At 74.6% G+C, this 25,445-nt stretch carries 25 protein-coding genes and 1 pseudogene; 15 read left to right on the top strand and 11 right to left on the bottom strand.

The annotated features are described in order from the left end of the window. Positions 1–12: 12 nt before the first annotated feature. The 3 genes and pseudogenes from ACY34I_RS20825 to cofC all read right to left on the bottom strand — a co-directional run. Positions 13–894 (bottom strand): NUDIX hydrolase, encoded by an 882-nt coding sequence (locus ACY34I_RS20825; protein ID WP_462756662.1) that lies wholly within the window; start codon positions 892–894, stop codon positions 13–15. Between the two features lie 40 nt (positions 895–934). Beyond that, positions 935–3,229 (bottom strand): RNA degradosome polyphosphate kinase, encoded by a 2,295-nt coding sequence (locus tag ACY34I_RS20820; protein ID WP_462756661.1) that lies wholly within the window; start codon positions 3,227–3,229, stop codon positions 935–937. 267 nt (positions 3,230–3,496) lie between these two features. Next, positions 3,497–4,147, bottom strand: a pseudogene (cofC, locus tag ACY34I_RS20815) (2-phospho-L-lactate guanylyltransferase); the annotation flags it as partial. A gap of 113 nt (positions 4,148–4,260) precedes the next feature. On the opposite strand from cofC, the gene ACY34I_RS20810 reads away from it, so the two are divergent. From ACY34I_RS20810 to ACY34I_RS20795, 4 genes are all read left to right on the top strand, one after another. Continuing rightward, on the top strand, positions 4,261–4,986 hold the full coding sequence (locus ACY34I_RS20810) for a lysophospholipid acyltransferase family protein (protein ID WP_462756659.1): 726 nt from the start codon (positions 4,261–4,263) through the stop codon (positions 4,984–4,986). Then, positions 4,983–5,990, top strand: coding sequence for an NAD(P)H-dependent glycerol-3-phosphate dehydrogenase (locus tag ACY34I_RS20805; RefSeq protein WP_462756658.1), 1,008 nt, complete (start codon positions 4,983–4,985; stop codon positions 5,988–5,990). The genes ACY34I_RS20810 and ACY34I_RS20805 overlap by 4 nt, the downstream gene beginning before the upstream one ends. Before the next feature lie 7 nt (positions 5,991–5,997). Next, positions 5,998–7,113 (top strand): cystathionine gamma-lyase, encoded by a 1,116-nt coding sequence (locus tag ACY34I_RS20800; RefSeq protein WP_462756657.1) that lies wholly within the window; start codon positions 5,998–6,000, stop codon positions 7,111–7,113. Positions 7,114–7,279: 166 nt separating this feature from the next. After that, positions 7,280–8,071 (top strand): putative protein N(5)-glutamine methyltransferase, encoded by a 792-nt coding sequence (locus ACY34I_RS20795; protein ID WP_462756656.1) that lies wholly within the window; start codon positions 7,280–7,282, stop codon positions 8,069–8,071. 572 nt (positions 8,072–8,643) lie between these two features. On the opposite strand, the gene ACY34I_RS20790 is transcribed toward ACY34I_RS20795, so the two are convergent. Then, entirely contained in the window at positions 8,644–8,844 is a 201-nt protein-coding gene (locus ACY34I_RS20790) for a DUF397 domain-containing protein (RefSeq protein WP_462756655.1), read from the bottom strand. A 4-nt stretch (positions 8,845–8,848) separates the two neighbouring features. Next, positions 8,849–9,694, bottom strand: coding sequence for a helix-turn-helix domain-containing protein (locus ACY34I_RS20785; protein ID WP_462756654.1), 846 nt, complete (start codon positions 9,692–9,694; stop codon positions 8,849–8,851). Positions 9,695–9,969: 275 nt separating this feature from the next. Between ACY34I_RS20785 and ACY34I_RS20780 the strand changes: the two genes are divergently transcribed. After that, positions 9,970–10,200 carry a hypothetical protein gene (locus tag ACY34I_RS20780; RefSeq protein WP_462756653.1) on the top strand — a complete coding sequence of 77 codons (231 nt, stop codon included), beginning with the start codon at positions 9,970–9,972 and terminating at the stop codon, positions 10,198–10,200. A 13-nt stretch (positions 10,201–10,213) separates the two neighbouring features. Here ACY34I_RS20780 and ACY34I_RS20775 read toward each other — a convergent pair whose 3' ends face one another. Then, a complete protein-coding gene (locus tag ACY34I_RS20775) occupies positions 10,214–11,527 on the bottom strand; it encodes an ATP-binding protein (RefSeq protein WP_462756652.1) in 1,314 nt (437 codons plus the stop codon). Positions 11,528–11,782: 255 nt separating this feature from the next. Between ACY34I_RS20775 and ACY34I_RS20770 the strand changes: the two genes are divergently transcribed. After that, the gene (locus tag ACY34I_RS20770; RefSeq protein WP_462756651.1) at positions 11,783–12,883 is read left to right on the top strand and encodes a D-alanine--D-alanine ligase family protein; all 1,101 of its coding nucleotides are present in this window, start codon (positions 11,783–11,785) and stop codon (positions 12,881–12,883) included. A gap of 108 nt (positions 12,884–12,991) precedes the next feature. On the opposite strand, the gene ACY34I_RS20765 is transcribed toward ACY34I_RS20770, so the two are convergent. Both ACY34I_RS20765 and ACY34I_RS20760 read right to left on the bottom strand, forming a co-directional pair. Next, positions 12,992–13,609: a DUF3515 family protein gene (locus tag ACY34I_RS20765; protein ID WP_462756705.1), complete on the bottom strand. Its 618-nt coding sequence runs from the start codon at positions 13,607–13,609 to the stop codon at positions 12,992–12,994. 9 nt (positions 13,610–13,618) lie between these two features. Beyond that, positions 13,619–13,852, bottom strand: coding sequence for an Lrp/AsnC ligand binding domain-containing protein (locus ACY34I_RS20760; RefSeq protein WP_148797835.1), 234 nt, complete (start codon positions 13,850–13,852; stop codon positions 13,619–13,621). A gap of 154 nt (positions 13,853–14,006) precedes the next feature. Between ACY34I_RS20760 and ACY34I_RS20755 the strand changes: the two genes are divergently transcribed. From ACY34I_RS20755 to ACY34I_RS20740, 4 genes are all read left to right on the top strand, one after another. Beyond that, positions 14,007–14,945 (top strand): thiamine-phosphate kinase, encoded by a 939-nt coding sequence (locus ACY34I_RS20755; protein WP_462756649.1) that lies wholly within the window; start codon positions 14,007–14,009, stop codon positions 14,943–14,945. Between the two features lie 48 nt (positions 14,946–14,993). After that, positions 14,994–15,527: an RNA polymerase sigma factor gene (locus ACY34I_RS20750; protein ID WP_462756647.1), complete on the top strand. Its 534-nt coding sequence runs from the start codon at positions 14,994–14,996 to the stop codon at positions 15,525–15,527. Beyond that, positions 15,524–16,495, top strand: a complete 972-nt coding sequence (locus ACY34I_RS20745; protein ID WP_462756646.1) for a hypothetical protein — start codon at positions 15,524–15,526, stop codon at positions 16,493–16,495. The genes ACY34I_RS20750 and ACY34I_RS20745 overlap by 4 nt, the downstream gene beginning before the upstream one ends. A gap of 62 nt (positions 16,496–16,557) precedes the next feature. Next, on the top strand, positions 16,558–17,025 hold the full coding sequence (locus ACY34I_RS20740; RefSeq protein WP_462756644.1) for a GNAT family N-acetyltransferase: 468 nt from the start codon (positions 16,558–16,560) through the stop codon (positions 17,023–17,025). 147 nt (positions 17,026–17,172) lie between these two features. On the opposite strand, the gene ACY34I_RS20735 is transcribed toward ACY34I_RS20740, so the two are convergent. Both ACY34I_RS20735 and rpmB read right to left on the bottom strand, forming a co-directional pair. Further along, complete coding sequence (locus ACY34I_RS20735) at positions 17,173–18,426, bottom strand: ATP-grasp domain-containing protein (protein WP_462756642.1); 1,254 nt, start codon at positions 18,424–18,426, stop codon at positions 17,173–17,175. A gap of 184 nt (positions 18,427–18,610) precedes the next feature. After that, positions 18,611–18,802, bottom strand: coding sequence for a 50S ribosomal protein L28 (gene rpmB / locus ACY34I_RS20730; RefSeq protein ID WP_073832489.1), 192 nt, complete (start codon positions 18,800–18,802; stop codon positions 18,611–18,613). Between the two features lie 289 nt (positions 18,803–19,091). Here rpmB and ACY34I_RS20725 point away from each other — a divergent pair, with 289 nt between their 5' ends. Genes ACY34I_RS20725 through ACY34I_RS20715 form a run of 3 tightly spaced genes read left to right on the top strand, consistent with a single transcriptional unit; the run spans position 19,092 to position 23,872 of the window. Further along, a complete protein-coding gene (locus tag ACY34I_RS20725; protein WP_462756641.1) occupies positions 19,092–20,705 on the top strand; it encodes a DAK2 domain-containing protein in 1,614 nt (537 codons plus the stop codon). Beyond that, entirely contained in the window at positions 20,702–22,903 is a 2,202-nt protein-coding gene (recG, locus tag ACY34I_RS20720; RefSeq protein ID WP_462756640.1) for an ATP-dependent DNA helicase RecG, read from the top strand. The genes ACY34I_RS20725 and recG overlap by 4 nt, the downstream gene beginning before the upstream one ends. Positions 22,904–22,951: 48 nt before the next feature. Continuing rightward, complete coding sequence (locus tag ACY34I_RS20715; protein ID WP_462756638.1) at positions 22,952–23,872, top strand: serine hydrolase domain-containing protein; 921 nt, start codon at positions 22,952–22,954, stop codon at positions 23,870–23,872. Positions 23,873–23,923: 51 nt separating this feature from the next. Here the strand turns inward: ACY34I_RS20715 and ACY34I_RS20710 are convergent, their stop codons facing one another. Then, positions 23,924–24,034, bottom strand: a complete 111-nt coding sequence (locus tag ACY34I_RS20710) for an LPXTG cell wall anchor domain-containing protein (RefSeq protein ID WP_462756637.1) — start codon at positions 24,032–24,034, stop codon at positions 23,924–23,926. A 188-nt stretch (positions 24,035–24,222) separates the two neighbouring features. Between ACY34I_RS20710 and rsmD the strand changes: the two genes are divergently transcribed. Together rsmD and coaD are read left to right on the top strand one after the other, a co-directional pair. Next, complete coding sequence (rsmD, locus tag ACY34I_RS20705) at positions 24,223–24,786, top strand: 16S rRNA (guanine(966)-N(2))-methyltransferase RsmD (RefSeq protein WP_462756704.1); 564 nt, start codon at positions 24,223–24,225, stop codon at positions 24,784–24,786. After that, entirely contained in the window at positions 24,783–25,271 is a 489-nt protein-coding gene (coaD, locus tag ACY34I_RS20700) for a pantetheine-phosphate adenylyltransferase (protein WP_148804674.1), read from the top strand. Before rsmD ends, coaD begins: the two co-directional genes overlap by 4 nt. Positions 25,272–25,445: the final 174 nt, after the last annotated feature.

Below are 25,445 nucleotides of genomic sequence, written 5' to 3'. Positions count from 1 at the left end.
CACCGGCCCGGCTCAGAGCCGGTCGGCGGCGAGCAGGCGGCTGCCGGCGAAGGCGAGCAGCCAGCCGCCGCCCTTCGGGGTGGTGAAGTCGCCGGCCCGACCGGCCAGCCGCTCCAGCATGCCCGGGATCACCTTGCCCTGGCTGCACACCGCGACCGGGTCGCCGGCCTCGGCCAGCTCGGTCAGCCGGGCCGCGGCGGCCAGCGCGCACTCGTCCGGCTGCTGGCCGGGTTTCGGCTCGTCCAGGTCACCGGCCACCTCGATCGGCAGGTCCAGCCGGGCGGCCGCCGGGTCGAGGGTCTGCACGCAGCGCCGGGCCGAGGCGGAGAGCAGGCGTACCGGGCGGACCACGGCCACCAGCTCGGCCAGCGCCTGCGCCTGGGCCCAGCCCTGCGCGTCCAGCGGGCGGCCGGCGTCCGGGCCGGACCACGCACCCCGCTTGCCGGCGTGCCCGTGCCGGACCAGCAGCACCGTGGCGGTCACCGGCGGCAGCGCCGCGAACGCGGCGACCACCTCGCCGTCGTGCGGGTAGCTGACCCGGCGTACCGCCTCGTCGACCGGGAACCAGCACACCTGGTCCACCTCGGTGTCCGGCTGGAAGCCGCCCTCCGCCGCGGCCCGCATCGACCAGTAGTCGACGGCCTTCGGCCGGCCCTCGCTGCGGTAGCGGATCGTCGGCAGGCGTACCTGCGGCACGGCCCGGACGTCGGTCTCCTCGGCGACCTCGCGTACCGCCGCCCGCAACGGGTGCTCGCCGGGATCCAGCTTGCCCTTGGGCAGCGACCAGTCGTCGTACCGGGGGCGGTGCACCAGGCAGACCTCGACGCCGGCCGCCGCCGGGCGCCAGACGACACCGCCCGCCGCCCGGATCCGCACCGGCTCGTCGTCCGTCATCCGCTCACCGTATGCCCGGTCGGCGCCCGGCGTGGCCCGCTCAGCTCGCCGTCCCGCCGACCCGGTGCAGCAGCAGCTCCTGCAGGTGGGTCAGCGGCACCTCGTCCGTGCCCGTACGCCGGCTCCAACTGCCGTCCCCGGCCAGCTCGAACGCGTCCACGTCCGGGCTGAACGCGGCGGTCAGCACCTGGTCGAGCTCGGCGCGGGCGACCGGGTCGCTCACCTGCACCAGCGCCTCCACCCGGCGATCCAGATTACGGTGCATCAGGTCGGCCGAACCCATCCAGAACTCGGCGTCGCCGTTGTTACCGAACCGGAAGATCCGCGAGTGCTCCAGGAACCGGCCGAGGATCGAGCGGACCCGGATGTTCTCCGACAGGCCCGGCACCCCGGGGCGCAGCGTGCACATGCCCCGGATCAGCAGGTCGACGTGGACGCCGGCCCGGGAGGCCCGGTAGAGCGCGTCGGTGATCTCCTCGTCCACCAGGGCGTTCACCTTGAACTGCACCAGTCCCGGCATGCCGAGCCGGACGTGGGTAATCTCCCGCTCGATCCGCTCGATCAGGCCGCTGCGGATGCCCTGCGGGGCGACCAGCAGCCGCCGGTACGCGGTCTGCCGGCTGTAGCCGGTGAGCACGTTGAACAGGTCGGTCAGGTCGGCGCCGATCTCCGGGTCGGCGGTGAGCATGCCGAAGTCCTCGTAGAGCCGGGCGGTCTTCGGGTGGTAGTTGCCGGTGCCGATGTGGCAGTAGCGGCGGATCTGGTTGCCCTCCTGGCGTACCACCAGGGCGGTCTTGCAGTGCGTCTTCAGTCCGACCAGGCCGTAGACGACGTGGCAGCCGGCGCGTTCCAGGGTGCGGGCCCAACCGATGTTCGCCACCTCGTCGAAGCGGGCCTTCAGCTCGACCAGCACCACCACCTGCTTGCCGGCGGCCGCCGCGTCGACCAGCGCGTCCACGATCGGGGAGTCGCCGCTGGTGCGGTAGAGGGTCTGCTTGATGGCCAGCACGTCCGGGTCGGCCGCGGCCTGCTCGATGAAGCGCTGCACGCTGGTGGCGAACGAGTGGTACGGGTGGTGCACCAGCACGTCACCGTCGCGCAGGGTGGCGAAGACGCTGCGGGGCACCTCGCCCTCGGTGAGCCGGGGGTGGGTGGCCGGCACGAACGGCGGGTCCTTGAGGTCGGGGCGGTCGGCCTCGCCGTACACCTGCCAGAGCGCGGAGAGGTCGAGCAGGCCGCGGACCCGGAGCACGTCCTGGCTGTCCATGTCCAGCTCGCGGACGAGCAGCTCCAGCATGTGGTCGGAGATGGAGGCGGCCACCTCCAGCCGGACCGGGGGACCGAACCGGCGCCGGGCCAGCTCCCGCTCCAGGGCCTGGAGCAGGTCCTCGTCACGGTCCTCGTCCACCTCGACCTCGGCGTTGCGGGTGACCCGGAACAGATGGCACTCCACCACCTGCATCCCGGAGAAGAGCTGCCCGAGGTGCACCGAGATGAGGTCCTCCAGCGGCAGGAACCGCACGCCCGGCTGGTCGCGGGCCACCCGGACGAACCGGGGCACGTTGTTCGGCACCTTGACCCGGGCGAACAACTCGGAGCCGCCGTCCGGGTCACGGACCGACACGGCCAGGTTCAACGACCGCCCGGAGATGTACGGGAACGGGTGCGCCGGGTCCACCGCGAGCGGGGTGAGCACCGGGAAGATGTGCTCCCGGAACCAGGTGCGCAGCCGTTCCCGTTCCGGGTCGTCCAGGTCGCTCCAGCGCAGGATCCGGATGTCCTCCTCGGCCAGCCTCGGCAGCACGTCGTCGACGAAGCAGGCGGCGTGCCGGGCGGCCAGGTCGGCGGTCTTCTCCGCGACCAGCTCCAACTGGGTACGCAGCGGCAGCCGGTCACCGCCGCGTACCGGCAGGCCGGCGGAGAGACGCCGCTTCAACCCGGCCACCCGCACCATGTAGAACTCGTCCAGGTTGCTGGCGAAGATGGCCAGGAACTTCGCCCGCTCCAGCAGCGGGGTGCGCGGATCCTCGGCGAGCGCCAGCACCCGGGCGTTGAAGTCGAGCCAGGAGAGCTCCCGGTTGAGGAACCGGTCCTCCGGCAGCGGCTGCGCCGCCGGCGGCGCGGCGTCCGGCATCGGGCCCGGCCCCTCGACCGGGTCGAGGGACTCCTCCAGCCCGGCCGAGTCGGGGCCGGACGCCTCGGCGGGCAGGTCCTCCTCCGGGGCGCGGACCCGGCGGAAGCGGCCGTCGGTGCCGCGGGTCGGCGCGCCGTTGCGGGGCGCGGTCGGGTGCAGGAGGTGGGGCATGCTCTCGGGCTGCTCGCGAGGGGTGCTCACCCCCTCATGATTCCCCGATTCCGGTGAACGGAAAATGAACTCGGGGCAGGTTGCTCAGGCCATCGTCGGCAACGTCACCCGCACCACCTCGCCGGCCGCGTCCCGCTCGATCCGGACCCGCTGCCCGAGCCGGAGCAGCCGCAGCCCGGAGGCGTCGAAGGCGCGGGCGGGGAAGGCCAGCTCGGTGCCGTCGTCGAGGAGCAGCACCCCGCTGCGGGTCGCCGCGTCGTAGGTGGCCACCGTGCCCTGCATGCCAGCACCGTACCGGACGGGTCGGCCGGGGGTGGCGGCCGCGCGGGCGCCGAGCAGCGCGGCGGTGCGCGGGCCCAGGCCCAGTCGGGCGGCGGCGGCCAGGTCCGCGGCGGTGTCCACGTCGCGGCGCAGCGTGGGCCAGTCACCGGGCAGCGGGCGGGCCCCGCTGGCCGCGTGCGCCGCGGCCGAGCCCGGCCCGAAGCGGGGATCCAGGGGTACGCCGGCCGGCGCGGCGAGCAGCACGGTGCCGGTGCCCGGGGCGTCGGCCACGAACCCGCGTACCCCGGGGTGGGCGGCGGGGACGGCCCGCAGTGCCGCGGCCAGCTCGACCGGGCGCAGCGCCGGCAGGTCGGCGGTGAGCCCGACCACCGCGGCGCGCGGGCCGGCGGCCGCCGCGCCGTGCCGGAAGGCGGCGTTCAGCCCGGCGGCGGGGTCCGCCACCACCCGGGCGCCGCCCGTCGCCACCTCCGCCGCCACCCGCGTGTCGTCGGTCACCACCAGGACCTCGGCGACCGCCGGGCAGGCCCGCACCGCGCGGACCGTGTCGGCCGCCAGGGCCAGCGCCAGGTCCTCGTGGGGTACGCCGGACAGCGCGCCCCGCAGGCGGCTCTTCGCCGCCCTAAGGCGCTTGACCGGCACCACCACGGTCCAGCTCGGCTCAGGCACGTGACCATCCTGCCAGTGGGACGGCGGTACCCTCACTGGCCGGACCCAGGGCGAGCAGGCATGATTTCGTCGCGGGCGTGGGTGCGTGGGTCGGGGCACGAGGAGGAGACAGGGTGGCGCGGCGGAAGGTGGGATTCTGGCCACGATTGGCCGTGGTGCTGGTCAAGCCGGTGCTGAACGTGTGGACGCGGCGCACCTGGCGGGGCATGGAGCACCTTCGCCGTGACGGCGGCTTCATCATCGTGCCCAACCACATCTCGCACGCCGACCCGCTGGTCTCCGCGCACTTCATCTACGACTCGGGGCGCTGGCCGCAGTTCCTGGGCAAGGCCAGCGTGTTCCGGGTGCCGGTGATCGGCTGGATCCTGCACCGGTGCCGGCAGATCCCGGTGGAGCGCGGCACGGTCGAGGCGGCCAGGTCGCTGGACAAGCTGGTCGCCGCCGTGCGGGACGGCGGCGCCGTGGTGATCTACCCGGAGGGGACCACCACCCGCGAACCGGACCTGTGGCCGATGAAGGGCAAGACCGGGGCGGCCCGGCTGGCGCTGGCCACCGGCGCGCCGGTGATCCCCGTCGCCATGTGGGGGCCGGAGCAGATGTTCGACCCGCGGACAGCCCGCTTGCGGCTGCGTCCGCGGACCCCGGTGACCGTGGTCGCCGGGCCACCGGTCGACCTGAGTCGCTGGGCGGGCGCCACCCCGTCCCGGGCGGTCCTCGAGGAGATGACCGACACGATCATGCTGCGGATCCGTGACCTGGTCGCCGAGATCCGCGGCGGCACCCCACCACCGCTCTGGGAGCGTCCCGCCCGTACGCGTACCCGCGAGGTGAGTGAATGACCGGTCATGTTGCCGTGCTGGGGGCGGGGTCGTGGGGGACGGCGTTCGCCAAGATCCTCGCCGACGCCGGCCGGGACGTGACGATCCTGGCGCGGCGGCGGTCGGTGGCCGACGCGATCCGCACCGAGCGCCGCAATCCGGACTACCTGCCGGACGTCCGGCTGCCCGAGCGGGTCACCGCGACCGGGGACGCCGAGGAGGCTATCGCCGGAGCGGAGGTGGTGGTGCTCTCCGTGCCGTCGCAGACGCTGCGCGCCAACCTGGCCGACTGGACCCCCCATCTGGCACCCGACGCCACGCTCGTCTCCCTGATGAAGGGCATCGAGCTGGGCACCACCAAGCGGATGAGCCAGGTGATCATGGAGACCGCGGGTGTGCCCGCCGACCGGGTGGTGGTCGTCTCCGGGCCCAACCTGGCCCCGGAGATCGCCGCCGAGCAGCCCGCCGCCACCGTGGTCGCCGGCACCGACAGCCGCCGGGCCACCCTGGTCCAGTCGTCGATCCGGACGCCGTACTTCCGCCCGTACACCAACGACGACGTGATCGGCTGCGAGCTGGGCGGGGCGGTGAAGAACGTCATCGCCCTGGCGTACGGGATCGCCACGGCGATGGGCTTCGGCGACAACACCCGGGCCATGCTGATGACCCGCGGGCTGGCCGAGACCGCCCGGCTGGGCGTGGCGCTCGGCGCCGACCCGATCACCTTCGCCGGCCTGGCCGGCATGGGTGACCTGGTGGCGTCCTGCTCCTCGCCGCTGGCCCGCAACCGCACCTTCGGCGAGCACCTGGGCCGGGGGGAGACCCTCGAGCAGGCCCAGGCGGCCACCCGGCAGACCGCCGAGGGGGTGAAGAGCTGTCTGGCCATCCGGGACCTGGCCCGCGCGCACGGCGTGGAGATGCCGATCACCGAGCAGATCGAGCGGATCTGCCACGAGGGGATGGACCCGCGGCTCGCCGTGGACGCGCTGATGAGCCGGACCGCGAAGCCCGAGTCGTACGAGTGAGATGGCGATGAGCGATTGGGGTGACGGCACCCGCAGCGTGCACGCCGGGCTGCCGGCGCCGGCGCCCGGGCAGCCGTTCCTGCCCGGACCGGTCTTCGCCGCGCCCTACCATCTCGACCCGTGGCAGGGGCCGTCGGCGGCACCCAACGGGTACGGTCGGCCGGACAACCCCACCCGGCGGCTGCTGGAGGCGGCCGTCGGGGAGTTGGAGGGCGGGGACTGCCGGGTCTTCGCCAGCGGCCAGGCGGCCATCACCGGGCTGCTGCTGGCGCTGCTGCGCCCCGGGGACACCGTGCTCCTCCCCGCCGACGGCTACTTCCCGGTCCGCGCGTTCGCCACCGCCACCCTGGAGGGCATCGGGGTGCACGTCCGCTTCGTGCCGACCGCCGGGTCGTACCCCTCGTTCGAGGGTGTCCGCCTGGTGCTGCTGGAGACCCCGGCGAACCCCGGCCTGGACGTGGCCGACGTGCCGGCGCTGGCCGCCGCCGCGCACGCCGCCGGGGCGCTGGTCGCGGTGGACAACACCACCGCCACCCCGCTCGGGCAGCGCCCGCTGGACCTCGGGGCCGACGTGGTGGTCGCCTCCGGCACCAAGGCGCTCACCGGCCACTCCGACCTGCTGCTCGGATACGTGGCGACCCGCTCCGCCGAACTGCTCGACCCGGTCACCGCGTGGCGGACCACCACGGGCGGGGTGCCCGGGGCGTTCGACTGCTGGCTGGCCCACCGCTCGCTGGCGACCGTGGACCTGCGGCTGGCCCGGCAGACCGCCAACGCCGAGGCGCTCGCCCGGCTGCTCGCCGGCCGCGCCGACGTCACCGGCCTGCGCTGGCCCGGGCTGCCGGCGGACCCGGCCTACCCGGTCGCCTCGGTCCAGATGCGACGGATGCCCGGCGTGCTCTCGTTCGACCTGGGCGACGCCGTCCGGGTGGCCCGGTTCCTGGACGCGTCCCGGTTGGTCGCCGCCGCCACCTCGTTCGGCGGGCTGCACACCACGGCCGACCGGCGGGCCCAGTGGGGCGACGACACCGCACCCGGCTTCGTCCGGCTCTCCTGCGGGATCGAGGATCCGGCCGACCTGGTGGCCGACGTGGCCGCCGCCCTGGACACCAGCGCGGCCTGACCGCGCCGGCTCCGCTAAGGTGACGGGCAGCCACGGCCCGCGCGGGCCCCGACCGGAGGAGGTGACACCGATCCACCAGCGAAGGACCGGCGCTCCCTCCGAGTCCGCGCCGCCTCGGGACTAGGCGACGCCGGGAGCGCCGACGAGCGTTCCCGAAAGGCATCCCATGGCACCATCCCCGTTCTCTCCCGATCGTCCTGCCCTCGTCGCCCGGCTGCGCGCCGCCGGTTGCGTCTTTGCCGAAGACGAGGCGGACCTGCTGATGGCCGCCGCCGACACGGCCGAGGCGCTGACCGACCTGGTCGACCGCCGGGTCGCCGGCCTGCCGTTGGAGCAACTGCTCGGCTGGGCCGAGTTCTGCGGCCTGCGGGTCGCCGTCGACCCCGGGGTCTTCGTGCCCCGGGGCCGGACCGCCCTGCTGGTCGCCAGCGCGGCGGCGGTGGCCGGCCCGGCGCCCGCCGTGCTGGACCTCTGCTGCGGCTCGGGCGCCGCCGCGCTGGTGCTGCACCGCCGGCTCGGCCCGCGCTGGCTGGCCGCCGCCGACATCGATCCGGTCGCCGTGGCCTGCGCCCGGCGCAACCTCGCCCCGCTCGGGGTGCCCGTCTACCAGGGCGACCTGTTCGGGCCCGTCCCGCCCGAGTGGCGGGGCCGGCTGGATCTGGTGGTGGCCAACGCCCCGTACGTGCCGAGCGACGCGGTGGCGCTGCTGCCGCCGGAGGCGAGGCTGTACGAGGCGCCGGTGGCGTTGGACGGCGGCGCGGACGGGTTGGCCGTGCTGCGCCGGGTCGCGGTCGGCGCGGCCGAGTGGCTCGCCCCGGGTGGGCACCTGGCCGTGGAGTCCAGCGCCGGTCAGGCCGAAGCGCTCTGCGGGGTGCTGGCCGACGCGGGCCTGGTGCCGACCGTGGTGCACGACGAGGACCTGGAGGCGACGGCCCTCACCGCCCGCCGGCCCGGCTGAGCCGCGCACCGCCGCTGCCGACCGATCGGTTCGGTGGCCGGGACCCCCTCGGCCCCGGCGGCTGCGGGGACCGGCCAGGTGCTGCGGGAGTGGCCGGCCGGTGGCTGCCGGGAGTGGCCGCCGGTCCTGTTCCGCCCGGCCGCCTTGCGGGCGCGCGCCCTTCGGCCACCCGCGGGCGGCAGAGCCCGCCTCGTGTATGGGTTGCCGCCGGGCCGAACCGGGTGTCACCCGACGGACGCTACGAACTTGATGTCGTCAACGATTCAGCCGCGACGATGGCCCGGCACCGATCCATTCACGACATCAAGTTTGTAGCGTCGGGTAGGGGTAGGGGCAGGGGCGATGCGAGCCGCGACCGAGCCGGGCTCACGTGCTCCGCGCCGAGCAGCGCGGTGCCACCTTCGCGCTGGTGCCGGACCGGGACATGGCCGGGGCGCGGGCGTGGCCATCACGGCGCTGGAGGCGGTCCGGGCCGGCTCCGCCGCCGGGCGGCACCGGGAGGGCGGCACCGAGCGGGCCGCGCTGGTCGCCGGCTGACCCGCGATCGACCGGCCGCGCCGGTGGGGCCGGGATCAGCCGCGTGGCGGCGCGTCGGTGAACGCGGTCCAGGCGGTGGGGGAGAAGACCAGCACCGGGCCGGCCGGGTCCTTGGAGTCGCGGACCGCGACCGCCTCGGGCAGCGACGCCATCTCGACGCACGCGCCCTCGTCGCCGCTGTGGGTGCTCTTGCGCCAGCCGGTCGCCGCCGGGTGGGGGCTGTTCGTGCCCTTCATCGTTCTACCTCTCGTTCAGCAGGCGGAGGAACTGGTCCCGGCTGGCTGCCGGGCTGAGCGCCACGGTCCGCAGGTGCTCCATGATCTTGGTGCAGGTACGCAGGTCGCCCGGCCGGTCCAGGACCATCTGCCCGGCGACCGTCTCGACCGAGGCGATGATCGGGTCCTCGGGGTCGGCGAACTCCAGGATGTGCAGCGAGCCCCGGGTGCCCCGGTGGTAGCCCGCGGCGAGAGGGATCACCTGCACGGTGATGTTGGACAGCTCGGCCATCTTCAGCAGGTGTCGTAGCTGGCCCTCCATCACGGACCGGTCGCCGACCGGGCGCAGCAGCGCGCCCTCGTCGATGATGGCGTCGAGGATCGGCGGATCGTCACTCGTGAGCCGCTGCTGCCGGTCGAGGCGCAGGTGGACGCGTTGCTCCACCTGCTCGTCGCTGAGCGTGTGCGGGCCGCCGCGCATCACGCCGCGGATGTAGTCGGCGGTCTGGAGCAGGCCGGGCACCACCGAGGGTTCGAAGTTGGCGATCCCGGTCGCCTCCGCCTCGAGGGCGATGAAGTCGATGGTCCGCCGGTCCAGCAGGTATGAGTAGGAGACCCACCAGCCGGGCTTGCGGGCGTCCTTGGCGAGTTGCACCGCCGCGGCGATCTCGTCGGGGCCGACCGCGTAGAGGGTGAGCAGCGCGCGCACGGTGGCCGGGCTGACCAGCGTCTGGGCGTTCTCGTACCGGGACAGGGTGCTTCGGGTGCTGTTGATCTCGTCGGCTGCGGCCTCGAGGGTCAGGCCGGCGGCCTCCCGGTGGGTACGCAGGGCGATGCCGAGCCGTCGGGCCCGGGCGGTCTTCGGCGCCATGCATCGATGGTCGCACATCTAGCGGGAGGATGGACATGAGAGAAGCTCGATGAGAGTTGCATTCACGGGTGCAAACCTGTCAATCTGTGGTCGCGTCCTCACCACCGGTTGTCGTGGCGACGGTGGTGGTGAGCGACCGGAGGGGATGGGGCGCGCGGCGATCGGGTTTTTCACTCCCCCACGACCCGATCGCCGCGTGCCCTTACCGCCGAGGGCACGGGAGGGGATCGCATGACGGTGACGGGCTGCCGCCCCTCGGGCGGGGGTGGCCGGGGATGACCCGATTCCTCGTCGTCCTCACCGACGTCCGCCCCCTGGAAGGGCTGGGACGCAACGAGCGGACGAGCCCGGAGCGGCGCCGGCAGGTGGTCGGCGCGAGCAGCCGGGAGGCGGCGGACCGGATCGCCGGCGCCTTCATGGCGCTGGGCATGGTCCGGGCGGGGCGGCAACGGGTCAAGGTCATCGCGGTGGGGCGTCACGCCCGGGCCATGCCGCAACCGGGGTGAACCCGCCCCGTCCTCACAGCAGCTTGCGCCGCTTCAGGTACGCGACCAGGTCGTCGTAGACGCCGCCCTCGTTGGCGAACATGGCGACGTTGCGGGCGGTGGACAGCCACGGCCGGGTGGACGGGCGCACCTCCTTGAGCGCCCGCTCCAGGTCCCGCTGCTCGATCATCCGGACCTGTCCGGTGCGTACCGAGTCGGCCATCGCGAACTCGGCGGCGCTCTCGCAGAGGTGGGCCAGGTCGGCGCCGGAGAAATCCTCGGTCGCCGCGACCACCCGGCGCAGGTCGATGTTGGCGATCGGCCGCTCGCGCAGGTGGTACTCCAGGATCGCGGCGCGGGCCTCGGCGTCCGGCGGCAGCACCAGCACCACCCGGTCCAGCCGGCCCGGCCGGCGCAGCGCGGGATCGACGTCCCACGGGGTGTTCGTGGCGGCCAGCACGAAGACGCCCTCGTTGTCGCCCTCCATGCCGTCCAGTTCGGCCAGGAGTTGGTTGCCCAGCGTCCGCATCGAGCTCGAGGAGACCTGCGACCGCTTGTGGCCCAGGGCGTCGATCTCGTCGAGGAAGAGCACGCACGGAGCGTTGCGGCGGGCCGCCTGGAACAGCTCGTGCAGGTTCCGCTCCGAGTTGCCGACCCACATGTCGAGCACGTCCACGATGGACAGCGACAGGAACTTCGCGCCCATCTCGCCGGCCACCGCCCGGGCCAGGAAGGTCTTGCCGCAGCCGGGCGGCCCGTAGAGCATCAGGCCACCGCGCAGGCTCTTGCCGTACATCCGGCGCAGCTCCGGGTTGCGCAGCGGGCCGAGGAAGGCCAGCTCCAGCCGTTCCTTCACGGCCGCCATGCCGCCCACGTCGGCCAGTCGGATCGAGGAGGACTCCACGTCGTACACCCGGTCGGCCTCGCCGCGGACCGGCTCCGGCTCGTCGCCGGCCCGGGCGAAGCGCGGCGGCACGACGTCGGCCAGCTCCTGCTCGTACGCGGCCAGCGGGTCGTCCCCGGCCGGCCCGGCGGACGCCGGCGGCGCCGGGCGGTCGTTCCCGGCCGGTCCGGCGGACGTCGGCGGCGCCTTGCGGTCGTCCTCCGGCGGGGCGGCGGACGCGGCGCGCTGCGCCGGGGGTACGGGCGCGCCGAGCGCCCGCTGCATCAGGGCCTGGGCCTGCGCGTTGCCCGGATCCCGGGCGAGCGCCTGCGCCACGTGCGCGATGGCCTCGGCGCCCCGGCCGCCGTCGAGCAGCAGCCCCGCCAGGTGCAGCCGCAGCGGCAGGTCGTCGGGGCGGGCGTCGAGGGCGGCCAGCAGGCTGTCGATGAGGGCATCCGAGCTCACAGGACGAGCAGCGTAGCCGGCCGGCGGCCCGATCCGCCCACCCCTCGGGCCGCGGCGCCGCCCGGCGGCGGGCGGCCGTCCGGCCCCGCGCGAGGTCCGATTACTCCCCGTGTACGGTTCGTTGACCGGTTGCGCGGCGAGGTGCCGTGTCTCCGGGTATCGGCTGCCGGCGCTCGCCACGCACAGTAAGGTCAACCGGGTGAGCGCCCCCGGCGAGCACGGCCAGCCGCAGTCGCGAGCGAAGAGGTGACCGGAGTGACCACCCCAGGCAAGACCCGCGTGGCGATCGTCTTCGGCGGCCGCAGCCCCGAGCACGGCATCTCCTGCGTCAGCGCCGGCAGCGTGCTGGCCGCGCTGGACCCGGACGAGTTCGAGGTGGTCCCGGTCGGCATCACCCGGCAGGGCCAGTGGGTGCTGGCCAGCGGCGACCCGGGTCAGCTGGCCATCCAGGACCGCAAGCTGCCGGAGATTACCGCCGGCTCGGGCGCGGAGCTGGTGCTGCGCGCCGACCCGGCGGCGGGCGGCCTGATGGTGCTCGACCCGACGCAGGGTCCCCGGGCGCTGGCCGACGTGGACGTGGTCTTCCCGGTGCTGCACGGCGCGTACGGCGAGGACGGCACCATCCAGGGGATGCTGGAGATGGCCGACATCCCGTACGTCGGGGCGAACGTGTTCGCCTCCGCGGCCGCCATGGACAAGGAGTTCACCAAGAAGCTCTGCGCCGCCGAGGGCATCCCGGTCGGCCCGTACGTGGTGCTGCGCAACGGGATGACGATGACCGAGGAGGACAAGGAGCGCCTCGGCCTGCCGGTCTTCGTCAAGCCGTCCCGGGCCGGTTCCTCCTTCGGCATCACCAAGGTCGACGACTGGTCCCAGCTCGACGCGGCGGTCGCCACCGCCCGCGAGATCGACACCAAGGTGCTGGTCGAGGGCGCGGTCGTCGGCCGCGAGATCGAGTGCGGGGTGCTGGAGGGGGAGGCCGGCGGCGCCCCGGAGGCGTCGGTGCTGGCCGAGGTGCGGATGATCGGCGGCCGCGACTGGTACGACTTCGAGGCCAAGTACATCTACGCCGACGAGGTCTGCGAGTACGACGTCCCGGCGAACCTCCCCGAGCCGGTCGCCCGCCGGGTGCAGGAGTACGCCGCCCGCGCGTTCACCGCGCTGGACTGCTCGGGGCTGGCCCGGGTCGACTTCTTCGTCACACCGGAGCTGAACGTCTATCTCAACGAGATCAACACCATGCCGGGCTTCACCCCGACCTCGATGTTCCCGCGCATGTGGGCGGCCAGCGGCCTGGAGTATCCGAAGCTGGTCAACCGGCTCATCCGCACCGCCCTCCGTCGCGCCGGCCGCTGAGACGATCGCGCCGGGCGGCAGAATCCGCCCTGGTGCACGGAAAGAGTGGCCGTTCCGGCGCGGAAGGCCACTCTTTCCGTGTATAAGCGCCCAGCGACGGGTGCCGGGTCAGGCGGTGCAGCCGGAGGGGGCGGTCTTGGCCGAGGGGACGGCCGCGACGACCGCGTCGGCGATCGGGGCGACCCACTGAAGCGGCTGCTCGTACTGCTTCGGCAGCCGGACCCGGACGGGGGTCTCCCGGTCGACGGTGGTCAGCACGGTGGCGTCGGCCTCCTGCACCGGGTACCAGCAGACCTTGTTGACCGTCCACACCTCGTCGGTGGGCTGGACCACCGGCGGGGTGCCGCCGCAGGCCACGGTCAACGCCGGGTCGCCGTACGCGGCGTTCTGCTCGGCGCCGGCGGTGACCGGCCGCTGCTTCAGGTCGCGCACGCTTGGCGGGAGCTGCGACAGCAGGGCCCGGCACAGCGTCGCCGGCCGCTCGGCCAGGGCCGGGGCGGGCATCTCGACCGGGGCGGTCGACTGCGGCCGCACGGCGGTCGCCGACGGCTGCGGCGCGGCGGCCGGCTCGTCCGGGGCCAGCTTGGCGAAGGTGAAGCCGGCCACGGCCAGGGTCACGGGCAGCGCGACCAGGGTCGCCCACAGCGCGGCGCTACGGTTGCTCCGGTCCCGGCGCGGGGCCTCGTCGGCGGCTCGGGTCTCGTCCGGAGCGGGAGAGGTAGTGATCTCGTTCACTTACAGGCGCACCACCGAACACGTGAGGGTGCGGGTGATGCCGGGCACCATCTGCACCTTGCTGACGATGAGTTTGCCGAGCTCGTCGACGGTGTTCGCCTCGGTGAGAACGACCACGTCGTACGGCCCGGTGACGGCGTCGACGCGTACCACGCCGGTAAGGTCCGCGATCTGACCGGCCACGTCACGCGCCCGCCCGACCTCGGTCTGGATGAGGATGTACGCCTGTACCACGACTCGACCTCCGTCTGTCGCCGCCTGGGGCGGTCCGAAGGGTGAAACTACCGTACGGAGCAGCCGTGATCCCTATCGGTGGCCGGTCGGACGCGGTGAGCGAGGCCACGGCGTGGGCGGAGCGGGTGACGAGTGAGCGCGACGAGGGGACGGCATGACAGTCGCGGGTGTCGGGGAGTTCGGGCTGATCGACCGGGTGACCGCCCGGCTGACGTACGGGGAGAGCTGCCTGCTCGGGCCCGGTGACGACGCGGCGGTGGTCGCGGCGCCGGACCGGCGGGTGGTGGCCTCCACCGACGTGCTGGTCGAGGGGCGGCACTTCCGCCGGGACTGGTCCGGGGCGCGGGACGTCGGGCACCGAGCGGCGGCCGCCAACCTGGCCGACATCACGGCCATGGGCGCCACCCCGACCGCACTGCTGGTCGCCCTCTGCATCCCGGCCGAGCTGGAAACGAGCTGGGCGGAGGAGTTGGCCGACGGGCTGGGCGCCGAGGCGGCCCTGGTCGGAGCGGGCGTGGTCGGCGGCGACATGTCGTCCAGCCCCATCATCACGATCGCCGTGACCGCCCTGGGCGACCTGGGCGGCCGACCGCCGGTGGTCCGCTCCGGGGCCCGCCCGGGAGACGTGGTGGCGCTCGCCGGGCGCACCGGCTGGGCGGCGGCCGGCTACACCGTCCTCTCCCGGGGTTTCCGGACACCCCGGCTGCTGGTCGAGGCGTATCGCCGCCCCGAGGTGCCGTACGCGGCCGGCCCGGAGGCCGCCCGGCACGGCGCCACCGCCATGATCGACGTCTCGGACGGGCTGCTCGCCGACCTCGGGCACGTGGCGAAGGCCAGCGGCGTGGCGATCGACCTGATCCGGGACGCGTTCGAGGTGCCCCGGCAGATGCGCGACGCGGCCCAGGCGCTCGGCGTCGACCCGTACTCCTGGATCCTGGCCGGCGGTGAGGACCACGCCCTGGCGGCGACCTTCCCGGCGGCGGCGACGCTGCCGGCGGGCTGGCGGCCGATCGGGCGGGTGGCCGAGGGCGCCGGGGTGACCGTGGACGGTGCCGCGTACGAGGGGCCGACGGGCTGGGACCACTTCCGCTGACTCCCGCGGGAACACAGCGGCGGGCCAGCGGCAAGTAGGGGTATGACCATGCCCACGACGGCCGCCAGCGGGGCCGATCCCGCCGACCTGGCCGGCCTCTTCGACCGGTACGCCCGGGACCTGCTGCGGTACTGCACCCGCCGGGTCGGTGAGCAGCTCGCCGAGGACGTGGTGGCGGAGACCTTCCTGGTGGCCTACGAGCACCGGGACCGGTACGACCGTGGCCGGGGCGAGCTGCTGCCCTGGCTCTACGGCATCGCCACCAACCTGCTGCGCCGGCACCGGCGGGTGGAGGTGCGCGCGCTGAGGCTAGCCGCCCGGGCCGACGCGGAGACGGAGGGCCCGTCTCGGCGTACCGCCGAGCGGGTGGACGCCCAACGGGCCGTGGCCCGGCTGGCCGGCGTGCTGGCCGGGCTGCCCCGACGGCAGCGCGACGTGCTGCTGCTCTACGCCGTCGCCGAGCTGGAGTACGCCGAGATCGCCGCCGCCCTGGACATCCCGCTGGGCTCGGTGCAGTCCGCCCTGCACCGCGCCCGGACCAAGGTCCGGGCCGCCCTGGCCGCCGAAGGAGACGCCCGATGAGCCGCTTCGACCCCGACCTGCTGGCGGTGCGCGACCTGCCGCCCGGCCGGCCCGAACCCACCGACGAGTCGGTCAGCCGTACCTGGCACACCATCACCCGCCGGCTGGCCACCCGCCGGTCGCGGTCCCGCCGCTGGCTGGTCCCGGTGACCGCCGCCGGCCTGGTCGCCGTGCTCGCCGTCGGCGCGGCGGTGCTCCTCACCCCCCGGCACCGCACCCCGCCCACCCCGCTGACCCCGCGACAGGTGATGGACCAGCTCATCGACAAGGCGGCCCGGATCGAACCGGTTCCCGTGCCGGCGGGGCAGCTGCTGTACGTGCGGCAGCTGCGGGGCGCAAGTACCGATCCGTCCGGTCGGCACACCCTGGAGACCTGGTTCGACGGTGAGACGATCATGCCGCTACGAAAGCGGCTCGACGGGAAGAACACCTCGATCGACGGCCCGGACAAACCGGGCAGCATGGCCGAGGACAACCGGAACATCGTCGCCCGCGGCGGCAATCCGGGCTTCCCGACGCCCCGCTTCCTGGCCGACCTGCCGACGGACCCGGCGGAGCTGGAGGCCCGGCTCGACAAGGAGACCTTCGGCTCCTTCAGCCGACCGCCGTACTTCTTCCCGGAGGGCGGGCCGATCCGGGACCTCGCCATGATGTTCTCTCGGTCGGAACCTCGGCTCTCGCCCGAGCTGCGGGTCGGGCTCTACCGGGTGATCGCCGGGCTCGATGAACTCACCGTGTCCGAGGTCAACGTTGACGGGCGGCGCTGCTGGGCCGTCGGGCAGGCCGGCGAGGACGGCCGCACCATGTCTCTGCTGTTTGACGCGGAGACTGCCCGGGTGATCGGCCAGCGACAGGTCGGGTTGCCGGTGGCCGGCCCGAAGGGGGCATCGCCCAGCTACGACCTCGACGCCGTCGGGCAGTCGGTCTGGACGTTCGCGGTGGTGCCGGACACGAACCCGCCGGAGTGATCTGCGACCGACGTCGCCGGCCGGCCCCGGTCCGGGGCCGGCCGCGGTCGTACCCTTCATCCGTGAGTGAGATCGAGATCCGGGCGCGGCGCTTCGACGCGCCCGAGTCGCAGGCTCTGATCCGGGCGGCCCTGGCCGACCTCGGCCAGCGGTACGGCGGCAGCGGCGACGACACCCCGGTCGACGCCGCCGAGTTCGAGCCCCCGGCGGGCGCCTTCCTGGTCGCCTACCTGGACGGGCAGCCCGTGGGCTGTGGTGGCTGGCGCAGCCACGGCGACGACGGCGAGACGGCCGAGCTGAAGCGGATGTACACCGTGCCGGCCGCCCGGGGCCGGGGCGTCGCCCGGTCGGTGCTCGCGGCGGTCGAGCGGTCGGCGCGGGAGGAGGGCCGCAAGCGGATGGTCCTGGAGTGCGGCGACAGGCAGCCCGAGGCGATCGCCATGTACACCTCGGCCGGCTACGAACGGATCCCGAACTTCGGCTTCTACAAGGACGCCCCGGGCTGCCTCTCCTTCGGCCGCATCCTCTGACGGGGCGTTGCCGGGCGCAGTCCGAGTGCGGGCGGCAGATCGGCGATGTGGCGGGGTTGGCCGCCGCGGTTACCGCCGAATCGCCGACCTGGCGGCATCGTCCGGCGCGGCCTCGTCCGGCGCGGCCTCGCCGGGTGCGGGGGCGGGTCAGGCGACGGTGATGTGGATCTGGTCGGCGGCCTTGCGGGCCGCGCTCTCCGCGCCGGTCGGGTCGGTGCCCCAGGCCAGCAGGTGACCGCTGCGCTGGGCCGAGGAGAGCAGTTCCGGCACGGTGTCCCCGACGGCGACGTCGACCTGCACGTCGAGCACGCCGGGCAACCGCAGCGCCGCCTTGACCCCGTCCACGGCGGTGACCCGCCCGGGCGGGGCGACCAGGAACTCCACCGCCGCCGCGCCGGACGGCCGGGCCGGCAGCGCGGGCCGTTCGCCACGCAGCACCCGCAGGTACGCCTCGATGAAGCCGCACTCGTAGGCGATCGAGACCAGGGCGGTGATCATGTCGCCGGGCATCCGCGCCGCGCACTCCACCAGCGCCGGCGTGCCGTCGACCAGGATCCACTCGCTGTGCAGCATGCCGCTGCGGAAGTCGGCGGCCCGGGCGAGCCGGACGGCGGCGTCGCGGAGCGTCCGGTGCTCCGCCTCGGGGAGCGCGGACGGCACGGTGTGGCCGCTCTCCACCGGGAACCGGCCGCCGACGATCCGCTTGTCCGTGACGTTGGCGAAGATCGGCTCGCCGTCGGCGACCAGCAGTTCCACGCTGTGCTCCGAGCCGGCCAGCAGCTCCTCGACCAGCACCTCGGTGGGCAGGTCCGCGGTGGCATCGACCGGCTCCTGCGGCGTCGCGCTGGTCGCCCAGGCGGCGGCGATCTCCGCCGGGTCGGCGATGAGCTGCACCCCGAGGCTGCCGGAGCGGCGGGTGGGCTTGAGCACGCAGCGGCCGCCGTGGCGGCGGGCGAACTCGGTCGCCCGCGCCGGGTCGTCAACCAGCTCGTACGCCGGGTTGGCCAGGCCAGCGGTGTCGGCGAGCAGCCGCATCCGGTGCTTGTCGGTGAACACGTCGGCCGCCGGCACCCCGGGCCCGGGCAGGCCGAGCCTCTCGGCCAGCCGGGCGGTGGCGGCGACCCCGTACTCCAGGCCGGGCATGACGAGCCGGGCGGTGGCCAGGCCGGGTTCCCGGGCGAGCAGCGCGTCGACGTCGAGACCGGTCTGGTACGCGGCCGGCACCAGCCGGGAGACGAGGGGCAGCTCGGCCGCGATGCGTTCGAGGCCGCGGCGGCGGATCACGTCGGGCTCCTCGACGAGGACCACACTGCTGGGCGGCAGCTCCTGGTTGAACCACTGCAGCGAGCCGAGCGACGCGCCGACCACCACCATCTCGTCGCGCCCCAGGTCCAGGTCCACCGGTCGTTCCTCCCCACGCCCCGCGCCGGACCGGACAGCCGGCGCAGCACGACCCTAACCGGGCCCTGCGGGCCGGGTCGCCAGCCGGTCGGCCAGCCGTCAGCTCCGGCTTTCGGACACGACAGAAGCCGGCGGACCCTTCCGGTCCGCCGGCTTCCGACGAGTTCTGGGTGGCGCTACCGCGTCAGGCGCGGGTGACCTTGCCGGCCTTGATGCACGAAGTGCAGACCTGCATCTTCTTGGTGGTGCCGCCACCGGCCGGGGTACGCACCGACTGGATGTTCGGGTTCCAGCGGCGGTTGGTCCGCCGGTGCGAGTGGGACACGTTGTGGCCGAAGCCCGGCCCCTTGCCACAGACGTCGCACACGCTAGCCACGGGATACTCCTGGGTTTGAAACGTTCATGAGGTCGCCGCCAGGCGCTGCCCGGGCAACCTGGCCAGGTTACCCGATGGCTCGCCGGTACGCCCAACCGGCCCGGCCTGGGTGGTCGACGGCTTCAGGTCACGGCGCGGCGTCAGACGCGCCGAGGTGGAGCTGTCGCTGTTGTCCCACCCAGCGTACCGGCCCGGCCCGGTCCCCGACCGCCGCCCCGGACGGTCGGACACGCCGGCCGGAACCGGCCGACCTCGGCGCGTGTCGGTGCGCGCCAGTAGGCTTCCCGACGTGCTGGACACCCTCGACGCCGCCGCGGTACGCCGCTGGTGCGCGAGCGGGCTGGCCGCCCTCCAACGGCACCAGGGCGAGATCGACGACCTCAACGTCTACCCGGTCCCGGACGGGGACACCGGCACCAACCTGGTCCTCACCCTCACCTCCGCGCAGCAGGCCCTCGCCATGGACCTGGAGACCCTCCCCGAGGACGGGCACACCCCGCACGGGCACGCGCTGCGGCTGATGGCCCGGGGCGCGCTGCTGGGAGCGCGGGGCAACTCCGGGGTGATCCTGTCGCAGATCCTGCGGGGCTTCGCCGACGCGCTCGCCCGCGCCCCGGCGGTCCGCGGCCGGCAGTTCGCCGCCGCGCTGGGCTTGGCCACCACCGCCGCGTACGCCGCGGTCGCCCAGCCGGTCGAGGGCACCCTGCTCAGCGTGGTCGCCGCCGCGGCACGCGCCGCCGAGCAGGCGGACAGCGACGACCTGCGCGCGGTGACCCGAGCCGCGGCGGCCGGGGCGGCCGGCGCGCTCGCACGTACCCCCGAGCAGTTGCCGGCGCTGGCCCGCGCCGGCGTGGTCGACGCCGGCGGCCGGGGCCTCTGCGTGCTGCTGGACGCGCTGGTCGAGGTGGTCACCGGGGAGAGCCCCCGGCCGCTGGCGCCCACGTCGCCCGCGGTCCGCCCGCCCGCCACCGCGGTCCGCGAGACCGGCTCCTCGGCGTACGCCTACGAGGTGCAGTATCTGCTCGACGCCACCGACGAGGCGGTGGCCCGGCTGCGCGCCGAGCTGGGCGCGCTGGGCGACTCCCTCGTCATCGTCGGTGACGCCGGCCCAGCCATCGGCATATGGAACGTGCACGTGCACGTCAACGACGTCGGCGCGGCGATCGAGGCGGGCGTGGTCGCCGGCCGCCCGCACCGGATCACGGTGACCCGCTTCGCCGACCAGGCCGCGTCCCCGCCGGCCCCGCTGGCCGACGGCCGGGCCGCCGTGGTGGTGGCCACCGGCGCCGGCATCGCCGAGCTGTTCCAGGCCGAGGGCGCCACCGTGGTGCCGGCCAACCCGTCCACCGGTGAGCTGCTCGACGCGATCCGGGCCACCGGCGCCGCCCGGGTGGTGGTGCTGCCCAACGACCCCAACACCCAGTCGGTGGCCAGCGCCGCCGCGCGGGAGGCGCACCGGCTCGGGGTGAAGGTGAGCGTGGTGCCCACCCGCTCCCCGGTGCAGGCGCTCGCCGCCCTCGCCGTCCGCGACCCGTCCCGCCGCTTCGAGGACGACGTCATCGCCATGGCCGAGGCGGCCGGCGCCTGCCGGTACGCCGAGGTCTGCCACGCCGGCAAGGAGGCGCTCACGGTGGCCGGGCCGTGCCGGCCGGGCGACGTGCTGGCGCTGGTCGAGGGCGAGGTGCACCTGATCGGCGGCGACCTGCTCGACACCTGCACCGCCGTGGTCGACCGGATGCTCGGCGGCGGCGGCGAGCTGGTCACCCTGCTGTGCGGGGCGGACGCCCCGGACGGGCTGGCCGACCGGGTACGCGAGCACGTCGAGCGGTCCTGGCCGTTCGTGGAGGTGCAGGCGTACGAGGGCGGGCAGCCGCACTATCCGCTCCTGGTGGGGGTCGAATGACGAGCGAGTCGGCCACGGTGGACACGCCGCTGAAGAAGTTGGTCGGGGAGAAGACCGCCAAGGCCCTGGCCAGCCACCTCGACCTGCACACCGCCGGCGACCTGATCTACCACTTCCCGCGCCGCTACGACGAGCGCGGCGAGCACACCGACATCCGCTCGCTGGACGTGGGGGAGCAGGTGACCGTGCTGGCCCAGGTGCAGCGCACCGCGGTCCGGCCGATGCGCCAGCGCCGGGGCAACCTGCTGGAGGTGACCGTCGGGGACGGCTCCGGCGGGGTGCTCACCCTCACCTTCTTCGGCAACCAGGCGTGGCGGGAGCGGGACCTGCGCCCGGGCCGGTGGGGGCTCTTCGCCGGCAAGGTCACCGAGTTCCGGGGCAAGCGGCAGCTCAACGGCCCGGAGTACGTGCTGCTCGGGGCGGGCGGCGACGGTGAGGCGGCGGCCACCGAGGAGGTCGAGGAGTTCGCCGGGGCGCTGATCCCGGTCTACCCGGCCGCGGCGGCGGTACCGACCTGGGTGATCGCCCGCGGCGTCCGGGTGGTGCTGGACACGTTCACCCCGCCCGAGGACCCGCTGCCCGCCACGGTGCGGGCCAGCCGCAACCTGGTCGGCATCGGCACCGCGCTGCGCGAGATCCACCGGCCGTCCAGCAAGGAGGAGCTCTACCGGGCCCGGCGTCGGCTCAAGTGGGACGAGGCGTTCGCCGTGCAGCTCACCCTGGTGCAGCGCAAGCACCGGGCGGCGGCCTGGCCGGCGCAGGCCCGCCCCGCGAAACCGGGCGGCCTGCTGGACGCCTTCGACGCCCGGCTGCCCTACGAGCTGACCCCCGGCCAGCAGTCCGTCGGCCGGGAGATCGCCGCCGACCTGGCCACCGCGCACCCGATGCACCGGCTGCTCCAGGGCGAGGTCGGCTCCGGCAAGACGGTGGTCGCGCTGCGGGCCATGCTCCAGGTGGTCGACGCGGGCGGGCAGGCCGCGCTGCTCGCCCCGACCGAGGTGCTCGCGGCCCAGCACTACCGGGGCATGCTCGACCTGCTCGGCCCGCTCGCCCGGGCCGGCGAGCTGGGCGCCGCCGACGGCGCCACCCGGGTGGAGTTGGTCACCGGCTCGCTCGGCGCCGCGGCCCGGCGGCGGGCGCTCGCCGAGGTGGCCGAGGGGCGGGCCGGGATCGTGCTCGGCACCCACGCCCTGCTCTATGAGGGGGTCGACTTCCACGACCTCGGTCTGGTGGTGGTCGACGAGCAGCACCGGTTCGGCGTGGAGCAGCGGGACGCGCTGCGGGCCAAGGCCGACCAGCCGCCGCACGTGCTGGTGATGACCGCCACCCCGATCCCCCGCACGGTGGCCATGACCGTCTACGGCGACCTGGAGACCTCGACGCTGTCCCAGCTGCCGCAGGGGCGTTCGCCGATCGCCTCCCACGTGGTGCCGGCCGCCGAGAAGCCGGCCTTCCTGGACCGGGCCTGGCGCCGGCTGCGCGAGGAGGTCGCCAAGGGACACCAGGCGTACGTGGTCTGCCCGCGGATCGGTGAAGGGCCGGCCTCGGAGGAGGAACCGCCGCGCGAGGACGACAACGGGCGGCGTCCCCCGTTGGCGGTGACCGAGGTGGCGCCGCTGCTGGAGGAAGGGCCGCTGCACGGGTTGCGGATCGGGGTGCTGCACGGGCGGCTGCCGGCCGACGAGAAGGACGCGGTGATGCGCTCCTTCGCCGCGGGCGACCTGGACGTGCTGGTGGCCACCACGGTGGTCGAGGTGGGCGTGAACGTGCCCAACGCCACCGTGATGATCGTGCTGGACGCCGACCGGTTCGGCGTGTCCCAGCTGCACCAGTTGCGCGGCCGGGTGGGTCGTGGCTCGGCGCCCGGGCTCTGCCTGCTGGTCACCGAGGCGGTGGAAGGCTCGTCCGCCCGGGAGCGGCTGGACGCGGTCGCCTCCACCACGGACGGCTTCAAGCTCGCCGAACTCGACCTGGAACAGCGCCGCGAGGGCGACGTACTCGGTGCCACCCAGTCCGGCCGCCGCTCCCACCTGCGGCTGCTGTCGCTGCTGCGGGACTCCGACCTGATCCGGGACGCCCGGGCCGAGGCCATCGCCCTGGTCGAGGAGGACCCAAAGCTGACCCGGCACCCCGCCCTGGCCGCCTCGGTCGCCGCCCTGGTCGACGAGGAACGCGCCGAATACCTGGAGAAGGGCTGACCCGGCCGCCGCCCCCACCGGCCGGCCGTCCGGGCCTAGGCTCGGGCGATGCCAAACCCATCCCTCGACCGCGGTGTGCTCCTGCTGGCACAGGGCGACGATCTCCAGGTTGACTGGGTCACCGGCTCCGCCGACGCCGGATCGCCCTGCACCCCCGCGACCCGGTTCCAGATTGCCTCGATCAGCAAGCAGATGGCCGCCGTCGCGGTGCTGCTCCTCGCCGAGCGGGGCGCGCTGCGCCTGGACGATCCGATCAACCGTTGGCTGCCGGACCCGCCGGCGGCCTGGTCCGGGATCACCCCGCACCACCTGCTTACCCACACCTCCGGCCTGGGTCATTGGGAGGAATACCCGATGATCGACCTGGCCGGGCCGGCCGAGCCCGACAAGCTGGTGGCCGTCTTCGCCGGCGTGCCGCCGCTGTTCGCCCCCGGCGCCGGCTGGCACTACAGCAGCCCCGGGTACGTCCTGCTGGCCCGGGCCGTCGAGCGCGCTTCCGGCCGCCCGTATGCCGAGTTCCTCGCCGAGGAGGTCTTCGCGCCGCTCGGCATGACGGACAGCTTCGCCGGCGACGCCGCCGGGCGGGACGACGTGGCGGTTGGGCACGAGGGCGGCCGGCCGGCGCCGTCCTGGAACCTGGACACGGTGAGCATGGGCGCCGGGGACGTCTGGTGCACGGGTGCCGACCTGCTCACCTGGCTGGACGTGCCACGCCGGGGCCGGCTGCTCGGGCCCGCCGCGGTGGCCGCCATGATCAGCCCGCACGCGCCGACCGGCCGCCCCGGCGAGGCGTACGGCTACGGCTGGTTCGTCGGCCCACTGGCCGGGGAGCGGGCGGTCCACCACTCCGGGGACAACGGCGGCTACAAGGCGTTCGCGGCCTGGTTCCCCGACTCCGACCGCCGCCTCGTGGTGCTGACCAACCAGGCCGAGATCGACCCCGCGCTGCTGAAGGCGGAGCTGGAATGAGTCGAGGGCGCGCCGGCCGGGGTGGTCGGCGCGCCCTCGGGCAGGCTCACGTCAGGCGGTGAAGCGGATCCGCCGCCGTCGGGTCACCACGAGGAGCACAGCGCCGGCCGCCACCAGGGCACCGGCCACGGCCGCCATGACGCCGGCCGCCGCGCCGGTCACCGGCAGGCCCGGCTCGGCGCCCCCGCCACCGCCGCCACCGCGGTTTCTGCTCGGGGGCGTAGACGGCCTCCATCTCCAGGTCGAGGTCGAGGTCGAGGTCGGGCAGGGTGATCGACAGTCGCGCCGGGTGGTCGGCCCGGCCCGGTCCTGCCGTCGCGTAGCGTCTGGGGCATGTGCGGGAGCAGACGGTGACCCGGATCGTGGCCGGGACGCTCGGCGGCCGGCGGATCGCCGCGCCCCCCGGCGCGGGCACCCGGCCGACCTCCGACCGGGTCCGGGAGGCGCTGTTCAGCGCGGTGCAGGCCGAGCTGGACCTGGCCGGGGCGCGCTTCGCCGACCTGTACGCCGGCTCCGGCGCGGTCGGCCTGGAGGCGCTGTCCCGGGGCGCGGCGCACGTGCTGCTGGTGGAGTCGGACGCCCGGGCGGCCCGGGTGATCCGGGAGAACATCGCCACGCTGCGGGCCGCCCCGGTCGCCCGCCTGGTCACCGGCAAGGTGGCCGGCGTGCTCGCCGCCGGACCCGACGGCGGGCCGTACGACGTGGTTTTCGCCGACCCGCCGTACGCCGTACCCGACGAGGAGATCACCGCGCTGCTGGCCGCGCTGGTCGACGGCGGCTGGCTGGTCCCGGACGCCCTGGTGATCGTGGAGCGGTCCAGCCGCACCGGGCCGGTCAACTGGGTGGAGGGCATCACGCCGGAGCGCAGTCGCCGCTACGGCGAGACCACCCTTTGGTACGGTCGCCGATCATGAGACGTGCGGTCTGTCCCGGCTCGTTCGACCCGGTCACCAACGGACACCTCGACATCATCGGCCGGGCTAGCCGGCTGTTCGACGAGGTGATCGTCGGCGTGCTGATCAACCAGTCGAAGCAGGGGCTGTTTACCGTCGAGGAGCGGATTGACATGCTCCGCCAGGTGACGGCCTCCTACGACAACGTGCGGGTCGAGTCGTTCCGCGGGCTGCTGGTCGACTTCTGCCGCGCCCAGCAGGCCAGCGTGCTGATCAAGGGTCTGCGCGCGGTCAGCGACTTCGACTACGAGCTGCAGATGGCCCAGATGAACATCGGCCTGGCCGGCGTGGAGACCCTCTTCATGCCGACCAACCCGCTCTACTCCTTCCTCTCCTCCAGCCTGGTCAAGGACGTGGCCAAGTGGGGCGGCGACATCTCGGCACACGTCCCCGACGTGGTCCGCGAGCAGTTGGTGGCCCGCCTCACCCCGGACGCCCGGGCCTGACCGTTCGCCGCGTCCTCGTCGAGGGTGCCGCCCGGCGCCGGCCGGGCGGCCCGACGCCCTGACCCGTCGGGGCGGCGCGCGACGCCCTGGCCAGGCGCTCGTCGGGGCGGCGCGCGACGCGCCGTGCGGGGGTGGACCGGCGCGGCGTGGAGCGGGCGCGACATGATGTGTGCA

The organism is Micromonospora sp. RTBAU3-60 (assembly GCF_054963695.1).
This window is presented reverse-complemented; position numbering and strand designations above follow the sequence as displayed.